The sequence below is a fragment of the Pseudomonas sp. AF32 genome, from assembly GCF_022342325.2.
GTDB classification, from domain to species: Bacteria; Pseudomonadota; Gammaproteobacteria; order Pseudomonadales; family Pseudomonadaceae; genus Aquipseudomonas; species Aquipseudomonas uvaldensis.
The window spans coordinates 88,519-97,147 of the sequence record NZ_RQJK02000025.1 but is presented as its reverse complement, the minus strand read 5'-3'; the positions used below and the strand labels follow the sequence as shown (position 1 = coordinate 97,147).

Below are 8,629 nucleotides of genomic sequence, written 5' to 3'. Positions count from 1 at the left end.
GAAGGGGCGGGACGAGAAGTCTCCCACGGTCCGTACTGGCTAGAGTCGGAATCGAGCTTTTAGTCCCGCCCACCCCTTCAAGTCTAAACATACAAGCGAGCCTGCTCGCGAGGGGCCCTCGGATCAGACCCTGAACTGATTGATCAAACGCCTCTGCTGTTCCGCCAACTTGGTCAGCCCCGCACTGGCTTCACTGGACTCATCCGCGCCGCCCGCCACTTCGTTCGCCACCTGCCCGATGTTGATCACGTTGCGGTTGATGTCGTCGGCCACGGCGCTTTGCTCTTCGGCGGCGCTGGCGATCTGGGTGTTCATGTCATTGATCACCGATACGGCCTGGGTGATGGTTTCCAGGGCCTGGGCTGCTTTTGACGCGTGTTGCACGCTCTCATCGGTACGGTGCTGGCTGTCTTCCATCACCCGCACGACGTCTCGCGTGCCTTGTTGCAGCTGCTGGATCATCGACTGGATTTCTTCCGTGGCCTGTTGTGTCTTCTGCGCCAGGTTACGCACCTCGTCGGCTACTACCGCGAAGCCGCGACCCTGTTCGCCGGCCCGGGCTGCCTCGATGGCCGCATTGAGGGCCAGCAGGTTGGTCTGCTCGGCAATCCCGCGGATCGCGGTGAGAATCGCATTGATGTTCTCGCTGTCCTTGGCCAGATTTTGCACCACGCCCACCGCCCGGCCGATTTCCACTGCCAGGGCGCCGATGGCGGTGGAGGTATCCCGCACGATTTGCATGCCCTGGCTGGCGGCCTGATCCGCGTGGCTGGCGGCCTGGGCGGCCTGGGTCGCGTTGCGCGCCACGTCCTGGGCGGTGGCGGTCATTTCCTGCACGGCCGTGGCGACCTGATCGATCTCCGACATTTGCTTGTGCACGCCCTGGTTGGTGCGGATCGCGATGTCGGCGGTGTGCTCCGAGGAATCGCTGACGCTTTGCACTGAAATCACCACTTGGCTGATCATGCCCTGCAACTTGCTCAGGAACGTGTTGAAGCCTCTGGCGATTGCGCCCAGTTCATCGGCGCGGTCGCTGACCAGGCGACGGGTCAGGTCGCCTTCACCCTGGGCGATGTCATCGAGCATCGCCACCATCTGCTTGAGTGGCCGGGCGATGCCATGACCCACCAGCCAGATCACCAGGAGGCCAATACCGGCAATCACCAGCCCCACCATGGCCATGCCGAAGATATCGGTTTCGCGTTGTTGGTCGAGGTCATGCTGCAGGGCTTGCAAGTCGGCCATCACTGCGTTCAGTGGCAGCTGCAGCATCAGCGTCCAGCGGGCGCTGGTCTCGCCGATACCGAACGGCATGTACACCTCGATGTGCCCGTGTTCTTCATCGATGTCGTAGCGCACTTCACCGACGCCGAGCCGCGCCAGGTTGTCCAGCTCACTGGCGTCGAGCAGGTCGCTGGCCTTTTCTCCGAGCTTGCTCGGGTCCTTGGTGAACGCCACGAGCCGGTTGTTGCTGGACAGCAGCGCCATCTCCCCTGCGCCGTTGTACAGCTTGCCATCAGCGGCAACGAGCATGTCCTGGATGAAGTTCACCGACAGGTCGGCGCCGACGATGCCCTGGAACTTGCCATCGACCATGATCGGTTCGATGAACGAGGCGAGCATGGTCATGGTGTCGCCGACGCGATACGGTGCCGGGTCGATGACGCAGGCTTTTCTGCTTTCCTGGGAGCACAGATAGTACTCGCTGGCGCGGATACCCGTGGACAGCATTTTCTGGTCGGTCACATCGGCGAGTTTTTCCAGCCCCAGGGTGCCGTCCTGGTTGCGGAACCACCACGGCAGGAAACGTCCGTTGGTTTCCATGCCCACCACCTGGCTGTTCACATAGCTGGCGTCGTCGTGGTCGATGGCGTTCGGTTCCCAGGCGATGTAGGCGCCCAGGACTTTCGGATTGCGCACCACCGTTTCGCGCAACAGACTGATCATCTGCTCGCGGGGAATCTTCAACTGCGGGTTGCCGTCCGTGCCGTTCATGCCCATCAAGGCATTCGTCGTGGCCAAGCCTTTGGCGAGCAGCAGTGGCGCTTCCAGTTCCCGCTGGATCAGGCTGGCCTGGGTATGGGCCAAAGCGCTGAGGCGTTGCTCGATGAGTTGCTCGAACTGCGCCTTCGTACGCTGTTGCACCATCTCCTGGGTGCGGGCGCCGGCAAACAGCGCGTACAGCACCAGGGCACCGACCACGCTGAGTACGATGGCACCGGCCAGGGCTGCGACGGAAAACTGGATCGATCTGAATTTCATAAAGGCTCCGGACGCGGGAATGACGTCTGAAGCTTGTATCGGCGTCTTCGGGGCCCTGCATGAGAGACTGCTCGTCGGATGGCTTTTTTGGAATCGTGGATGTCGTAAATGACGCAGGGTGAGATCTGTCTGAAATAGCTGTAATCCCTCGCTGTGTATCTGGCGCGCAGATAAAACCCCGAATAGGATACGTCCACGTTTTCAGGGAGCTTCGTTATGAAAAAAACATTGATGGTCAGTGCGCTGAGTGCGGGCCTGTTGCTTGCCGGTTGCCAGTCGGTCAATACCACCAGCGGCGGAGCCGTGGGCGTGGAGCGCAAGCAGTACATGTTCAGCATGTTGTCGGCCGATGAGGTCAACCAGATGTACGCCCAGTCCTATCAGAAGACGGTGGGCGAGGCGAACACCCAGGGCGCGCTGGACAAGACCAGCAGCGAGGCCAAGCGGGTTCAGGCCATCGCCAGCCGCTTGATCGCCCAGGCACCGGTGTTCCGTCCTGATTCGGCACAGTGGAAATGGGAGGTGAACCTGATCAAGAGCGACGAACTCAATGCCAACTGCGGCCCTGGCGGCAAGATCATCTTCTACACCGGGTTGATCGATTCGCTGAAGCTGACCGACGATGAAATCGCCGCGGTCATGGGCCATGAAATTGCTCACGCCCTGCGCGAGCATGGACGCGAGGCGATGTCCAAGGCCTACGGTATCGAGATGGCCAAGCAGGGCGCGGGTGCCTTGTTCGGATTGGGCCAGGACAGCCTGGCGCTGGCCGATACCGTCGCCAACTATGGCATGACGCTGCCCAATAGCCGCGAAAACGAAAACGAAGCCGACCTGATCGGTCTCGAACTGGCTGCTCGCGCCGGCTATAACCCGAACGCCGCGATCACCTTGTGGAACAAGATGAGCAAGGCTTCGGAAGGCGCGCCGCCGGAGTTCATGAGCACCCACCCATCGTCGTCCAGCCGGATCGCCTCGTTGCAGGCGGCGATTCCGAAGGTGATGCCGTTGTATAAGCCGCGGTAGCGGCGGCTGCAAGCTGCAAGCTGCAAGCTACAAGCTACAAGCGAAGCAGAACTGCTTTTGCTTGAGGCTTGCAGCTCACAGCTAGGCGCAAAGCGCCTTGTACCCCGCCACGATCGCCAGGATGAAAAAGGCCGAGGCGGCCAGGCGGCGGATCAGCGTCAGGGGCAGTTTCTCGGCGGCAAAGTTGCCCGCCAGTACCACCGGCACGTTGGCGATCAGCATGCCCACGGTGGTGCCGATGATGACCAGCCACAGCTCCGGGTATTGCGCGGCGAGCATCACGGTGGCGATCTGGGTCTTGTCACCGATTTCCGCCAGGAAGAACGCGATCAGCGTGGTCACGAACGGCCCGAACTTGCGGGCGGTGGTGGTTTCTTCATCGTCCAGCTTATCCGGGACCAGGGTCCACAACGCCGTGGCGGCGAAGCTGGCGGCCAGAATCCAATGCAGCACCGCATCCGAGAAAATGCTGCCGACCCATGCGCCTACCGCTCCGGCGGCCGCGTGGTTGGCGAGGGTCGCGGCGACGATACCGGCAATGATCGGCCACGGTTTGCGAAAGCGAGCCGCCAGGACGAGCGCGAGCAATTGCGTCTTGTCGCCGATTTCGGCCAGCGCAACGATAGCCGTTGGTACGAGGAAAGAGTCCAGCATCAGGGTTCCTAAAGGGGCGGGTCGACACGGCTATGACACGTACAGCCTTCCCGCCCCGGGTAAGGTGTGCGTGTCATAGGTCTTGTCAAACCCAGCGTCCCTCTGTGTGGACGCTTGGATCGCATACGCCATGGTCTGCTGACCAAGTATGTTGACGTACGCCGGGCGAGCAGGGCGCTCGCGGGAGACTACTCCCCTAGGACGGAGCGGATTCTGCCTAGGCAAATCCGATAGGGCAAGTGCTGTTTCTAAAAGCTTCAGCCGCGCTTGGCCCGATAGATGCGAAACCCCTGGCCTTCGGCCTTGATGGCGCACACCCCCAGATGCTCTTCGATCAGCGGTTGGTACTTGAGGAAGCTGTTCGCCACCAAGCGCAATTCACCGCCATTTTTCAGATGTCTGGCGGCTTTTCGCAGCAGGTCCTCCGTGGCCTGGTAATCGGTGTGTACTCCGGTATGGAACGGTGGGTTGCTCAAAATCGCGTTCAGCTCAGTGGGCGCGGCATCGATACCGTCGCCTGTCAGCACCTCGGCTTCCAGGCCGTTGGCGGCCAGGGTCAGGCGGCTGCTGGCGGCGGCGAAGGCGTCCACGTCCAGCAAGGTCACCGTGTTGTGCGGATAGCGACGCTTGACGGCTGCGCCCAACACCCCGGCACCGCAGCCGAAGTCCAATAGATGCCCACTGGGCAATTTATCCAGGTGTTCGAGCAGCAGCGCACTGCCGCGATCCAGTCGACCGTGGCTGAACACGCCTGGCAGGCTGACGATTTTCAATGGGCCTTCGGCCAGGGACAGTTCATAGGTCTGGGCCAGGCTTTCCAGGGACTTGGCTTGCGGCGCTTCGGCAACGGTGACCTGCCACAGCTGGCAGTGCCGGGCGCTGTCGAGTTTGCGCGGCTTGCCAAACGGATTGAGTTGCTTGGATGCACCCTCGATGCCGCTGCGTTTCTCGCCCACCAGATACACTTCCCGACCGGCCAGGCGCGAAGCCACGGCATTGAGGAGGTAGTCGGTGAGGTCCTTGGCCTTGGGCAAGAACACCACGGCCGTGTCGAATGCCCGCTCGGGTACGTTCACGCCAAAATGGCTGCGCCCTGGGAAGCGAGCCTCCAGCGCGGCCTGATCGCCCGCGTGCCAGCACCAGCCATGGGCTCCGGGCAGGCGTCCGAGCAGGTCGTCGGCAGGCAGGCCGGCCAGCAGGACTTCGCCCTGGAATAATTCGGCCTGACGAAGCAGTACTTCACTGCGCGGATCCATGGTCTGCTCCTTGAAAAAAAGTGCGGCAGTTTATCAATTGACGACTCGTTGCGCTGTCCCACCGAAAAAAGCCCGGGCGTTTTCGGTCAGTTGGCCGACGATCCGCTGACGCGCCTCCCGACTGCCCCAGGCGTTGTGGGGCGTGACGATCAGGCGCGGAATATCCGCGGCCAGCAGAGGGTTGCCCTGGGTCGGTGGTTCCACGCTCAGCACGTCGGTTGCGGCACCGCCTAGATGACCGCTGCGCAGTGCGTCGGCCAAGGCGTGTTCGTCGATCAGTCCGCCTCGGGCGGTATTGACTACGAAGGCGCCGGGCTTGAGCAACGCCAGTTCCCCAGGGCCGATGAAATGGCGGGTGTGCTCGTTGAGTGGGCAGTGCAGGGTCAGGGCATCGACTTGCGGTAACAGTCGTTCCAGTGGCAAGCGGTCGGGGCGGGCGGGGCGCCCGGGAATCTGCCCCAGCAACACGCGCATGCCAAAGGCTTCGGCCAGCCGTCCGACGGCGCTGCCCAGCTCGCCATGGCCGAGCAAGCCCAGGGTCTTGCCCTCCAGTTCGACGATGGGATAGTCCAGCAGGCAGAACTGTGACGCCTTTTGCCAGCGCCCTTCGCCCACTGCTCGCTGATAATCGGTCAGCCGTGTCGCCAGGTTCAGCAACAGCATGAGGGTGTGCTGGGCCACAGACGGCGTGCCGTAGCCCTGGCAGTTGCAGACGGTGATGCCGTGGCGGCGAGCAGCCTGCAGGTCGACATTGTTGGTGCCGGTGGCGCTGATCAGAATGAGCCTGAGGTCAGGGCTGGCGGCGATGGCGGCTGCATTGATCACGACTTTGTTGGTGATCGCCACGGTGGCGCCCTTGAGTCGCTCGATCACTTGGTCCGGTGTGGTTCGGGCAAATAACTGCAGCTCGGTGAAACAGCTGCGCAGTGGATCCAGGTCGAGGTCGCCGAGGTCCAGGGAAGGATGATCGAGGAAAACTGCGCGGCCGGTGTTCGTCATCAGCTGTACCTGTTCTGTAAAGGCTTGAAGGCGTAATGTGGCGAGCCTATCAGATGAACTGTGGTTGTGGCCTGGCCCGTTGTCGGCCCTCATGCACAGAGCCTGTGGCGAGGGGATTTATCCCTGTTGGACTGCGTAGCAGTCCTCAAGTGGTTGGGGGTTGCTTCGCAACCCAGCGGGGATAAATCCCCTCGCCACAAACAGCTTCCCTCGCACATGAATTGATGTTTTGAGATTGAGTTAACCAAGGAGCGCCCCATGTACCTCGCCGAATTCCTCACCGTTGTCCTGATCCATCTGCTGGCCGTGGCCAGCCCCGGGCCGGATTTTGCCGTGGTGGTGCGTGAAAGCGTGACCCATGGCCGACGCGCCGGAACCTGGACGGCGCTGGGCGTCGGCACGGCGATTTTCCTGCACGTCGGGTATTCGCTGTTGGGCATCGGCTTGATCGTGTCGCAATCGATCGTGCTGTTCAACGCACTGAAGTGGGCTGCCGCGGCGTACTTGCTGTACATCGGCTTCAAGGCGTTGCGGGCGCAGCCGGCCAAACCGACCGAAGACAACCTGCACAAAGAGGCCGGCGAACGTACAGCCCGCGGCGCGTTTGTTTCCGGCTTCGTCACCAACGGCCTGAACCCCAAGGCAACGCTGTTTTTCCTGTCGCTGTTCACCGTCGTCATCAATCCCCATACACCGCTGGCGATCCAGGCCGGTTACGGGGTGTACCTGGCGGTCGCGACGGCTGCCTGGTTCTGCATGGTGGCCATGTTGTTCAGTCATCAACGCGTGCGCGCCGGCTTCGCCCGCATGGGGCACTGGTTCGACCGGACCATGGGCGCGGTACTGGTCGCCATTGGCGTGAAACTGGCGCTCACGGAGATGCGCTGACGGTTACGGCTTTCTCCTGGCGTTGACGGGCGTAATCGAGGAAAGCGTCGATATTGTCGCTGCACAGCAGCGGCGACACCGCCTTGACTTCATCTATCGGCCACTCCCACCAGGCTGACTCAAGCAACGCCTGCCGTACCGGCTCTTCGAAGCGCCAGCGAATGAACCGGCAGGGGTTGCCGCCGACGACGGCATAGGGTTCAACATCGCGGGTCACTACCGCACCTGCTGCTATCACTGCCCCATGGCCGATGGTTACCCCTGACAGGATCATTGCCTCGGCGCAGATCCAGCAGTCGCTGCCAATCACCACATCGCCTTTGGTCGGACTGCAGCCGGGAATGTCCCTGGCCTCGTCGATCATCAGCGGAAAGGGGAAGGTGCTGACCCAATCCATGCGATGCCCACCACCCAGCAGGATTTTCACCCCTTGGGCGATCGAGGTATAGGAGCCGACCCTGAGTATCGTGTCGTCGCCGAATTCCGACACTTCGGGAACGCCATAGGTGCCTACCCCGATCTCATATTTCGGGTAGCGCAGACGGATTTTTTCCGGTGCCCTTTCGAGCTTTTCCAGGCGCTTGAGGTGCTTGCGCTGTTTGCGCTGCTTGAGTTTCTGCAGAAATTTCATGGCTGGAACTCTCTCTTCGGGCGGTGCAAGACCAGCCGCTTGAGGCGCTTGAAGCTGGTTTTGTTCAAGTAGCGCAAAGGGATGCTGCGTAATAGTTTCCAGGCGTCTTTCTTGTCTTCGACCACCGCATACTTCAATGCTTTGTGCACCAGCACCGTACGGCCTGCTTCGTAGTCAGGGTGGTCTCGATAGGGCTCGATAGCCTGCAGGTCCGCTTCGAGCATCAACCGGTACTTCCTCGACAAGTTGTGAGGATGACGTCGATACCGGGTGACGCAGATCGGCAATTCATGAATGGCATAGCCCTGGTGGGCTATCCGAAGGGTTATCTGGAAATCCTGAACCCTTACCAAGGGATCATAGAATCTGGCTTCTTTTAATGCGCTCATGCGATACAACGCCGTTGGCGCCCCGATTACCTTGGCCTCGCGCAGGATGTCGTCGAAGGTATGCACCTCCACACGGTCGCGTCGTTGTTCCTTGATGGTGTGACCGTCGCTGTCCATGTAAGCAATCAGTGCGCCGACGCAGCCCACCGTTGGATTCTCGTCCAGGTATCGGGCGCGGATGCGGACCGAGTGAGGCAACATCACGTCATCCAGGTCCGGAGTCGATACGTAAACACCCTTGGCGTGCCGCAGTCCATGGTTCAGCGCGGCGCTGACGCCCTGGTTCGCCTGGGAGTACAGCTGGAAGTCATGGGTTTGCTGTAATTGCCGGAGGAGGGCGAGGCTGCCATCGGTCGAACCGTCGTCAACGATGATGACTTCGATGTTCGGATAGTCCTGAGCAAAAATGCTGTGCAGGGCTTCTTCCAGGTACTGCCCGGCGTTGTAGCAAGGGGCCACGATCGATACTAGCGGCAACGTTGGCGGAGCGACGTGCTGGGGAGGGACAGGGTCGGTGCTCATTG

At 61.3% G+C, this 8,629-nt stretch carries 8 protein-coding genes, 1 pseudogene and 1 riboswitch; of the genes and pseudogenes, 2 read left to right on the top strand and 7 right to left on the bottom strand.

Annotation, left to right across the window (positions count from 1 at the left end):
• Window positions 1-123 precede the first annotated feature (123 nt).
• Together EGM97_RS21675 and EGM97_RS21670 are read right to left on the bottom strand one after the other, a co-directional pair.
• On the bottom strand, window positions 124-867 hold the full coding sequence (locus EGM97_RS21675; RefSeq protein WP_477788849.1) for a methyl-accepting chemotaxis protein: 744 nt from the start codon (window positions 865-867) through the stop codon (window positions 124-126).
• Window positions 868-981: 114 nt separating this feature from the next.
• A pseudogene (locus tag EGM97_RS21670) lies at window positions 982-1,176 on the bottom strand (HAMP domain-containing protein); the annotation flags it as partial.
• A gap of 1,302 nt (window positions 1,177-2,478) precedes the next feature.
• On the opposite strand from EGM97_RS21670, the gene EGM97_RS21665 reads away from it, so the two are divergent.
• A complete protein-coding gene (locus EGM97_RS21665) occupies window positions 2,479-3,288 on the top strand; it encodes a M48 family metallopeptidase (protein ID WP_238961880.1) in 810 nt (269 codons plus the stop codon).
• 81 nt (window positions 3,289-3,369) lie between these two features.
• Here the strand turns inward: EGM97_RS21665 and EGM97_RS21660 are convergent, their stop codons facing one another.
• The 3 genes from EGM97_RS21660 to EGM97_RS21650 form a co-directional block, all read right to left on the bottom strand.
• Window positions 3,370-3,942 carry a TMEM165/GDT1 family protein gene (locus EGM97_RS21660; protein ID WP_477788848.1) on the bottom strand — a complete coding sequence of 191 codons (573 nt, stop codon included), beginning with the start codon at window positions 3,940-3,942 and terminating at the stop codon, window positions 3,370-3,372.
• Between the two features lie 3 nt (window positions 3,943-3,945).
• Window positions 3,946-4,152, bottom strand: a riboswitch (yybP-ykoY riboswitch).
• Window positions 4,153-4,199: 47 nt separating this feature from the next.
• Window positions 4,200-5,198, bottom strand: coding sequence for a class I SAM-dependent methyltransferase (locus EGM97_RS21655; protein WP_238961881.1), 999 nt, complete (start codon window positions 5,196-5,198; stop codon window positions 4,200-4,202).
• Window positions 5,199-5,231: 33 nt separating this feature from the next.
• Window positions 5,232-6,197 (bottom strand): 2-hydroxyacid dehydrogenase, encoded by a 966-nt coding sequence (locus EGM97_RS21650; protein WP_238961882.1) that lies wholly within the window; start codon window positions 6,195-6,197, stop codon window positions 5,232-5,234.
• Between the two features lie 258 nt (window positions 6,198-6,455).
• Here EGM97_RS21650 and EGM97_RS21645 point away from each other — a divergent pair, with 258 nt between their 5' ends.
• The gene (locus EGM97_RS21645) at window positions 6,456-7,085 is read left to right on the top strand and encodes a LysE family translocator (RefSeq protein WP_238961883.1); all 630 of its coding nucleotides are present in this window, start codon (window positions 6,456-6,458) and stop codon (window positions 7,083-7,085) included.
• Here EGM97_RS21645 and EGM97_RS21640 read toward each other — a convergent pair.
• Window positions 7,069-7,716 carry a CatB-related O-acetyltransferase gene (locus tag EGM97_RS21640; protein WP_238961884.1) on the bottom strand — a complete coding sequence of 216 codons (648 nt, stop codon included), beginning with the start codon at window positions 7,714-7,716 and terminating at the stop codon, window positions 7,069-7,071. The two genes, EGM97_RS21645 and EGM97_RS21640, sit on opposite strands and share 17 nt — an antisense overlap.
• A complete protein-coding gene (locus EGM97_RS21635) occupies window positions 7,713-8,627 on the bottom strand; it encodes a glycosyltransferase family 2 protein (protein WP_238961885.1) in 915 nt (304 codons plus the stop codon). Before EGM97_RS21635 ends, EGM97_RS21640 begins: the two co-directional genes overlap by 4 nt.
• Window positions 8,628-8,629 lie beyond the last annotated feature (2 nt).

What these genes read in the sequence shown, in the direction of transcription:
- EGM97_RS21640 (WP_238961884.1), bottom strand. Translation starts at nt 7,716, where the DNA reads ATGAAATTTCTGCAGAAACTCAAGCAGCGCAAACAGCGCAAGCACCTC.
- EGM97_RS21655 (WP_238961881.1), bottom strand. Translation starts at nt 5,198, where the DNA reads ATGGATCCGCGCAGTGAAGTACTGCTTCGTCAGGCCGAATTATTCCAG.
- EGM97_RS21665 (WP_238961880.1), top strand. Translation starts at nt 2,479, where the DNA reads ATGAAAAAAACATTGATGGTCAGTGCGCTGAGTGCGGGCCTGTTGCTT.
- EGM97_RS21660 (WP_477788848.1), bottom strand. Translation starts at nt 3,942, where the DNA reads ATGCTGGACTCTTTCCTCGTACCAACGGCTATCGTTGCGCTGGCCGAA.
- EGM97_RS21645 (WP_238961883.1), top strand. Translation starts at nt 6,456, where the DNA reads ATGTACCTCGCCGAATTCCTCACCGTTGTCCTGATCCATCTGCTGGCC.
- EGM97_RS21635 (WP_238961885.1), bottom strand. Translation starts at nt 8,627, where the DNA reads ATGAGCACCGACCCTGTCCCTCCCCAGCACGTCGCTCCGCCAACGTTG.
- EGM97_RS21675 (WP_477788849.1), bottom strand. Translation starts at nt 867, where the DNA reads ATGTCGGAGATCGATCAGGTCGCCACGGCCGTGCAGGAAATGACCGCC.
- EGM97_RS21650 (WP_238961882.1), bottom strand. Translation starts at nt 6,197, where the DNA reads ATGACGAACACCGGCCGCGCAGTTTTCCTCGATCATCCTTCCCTGGAC.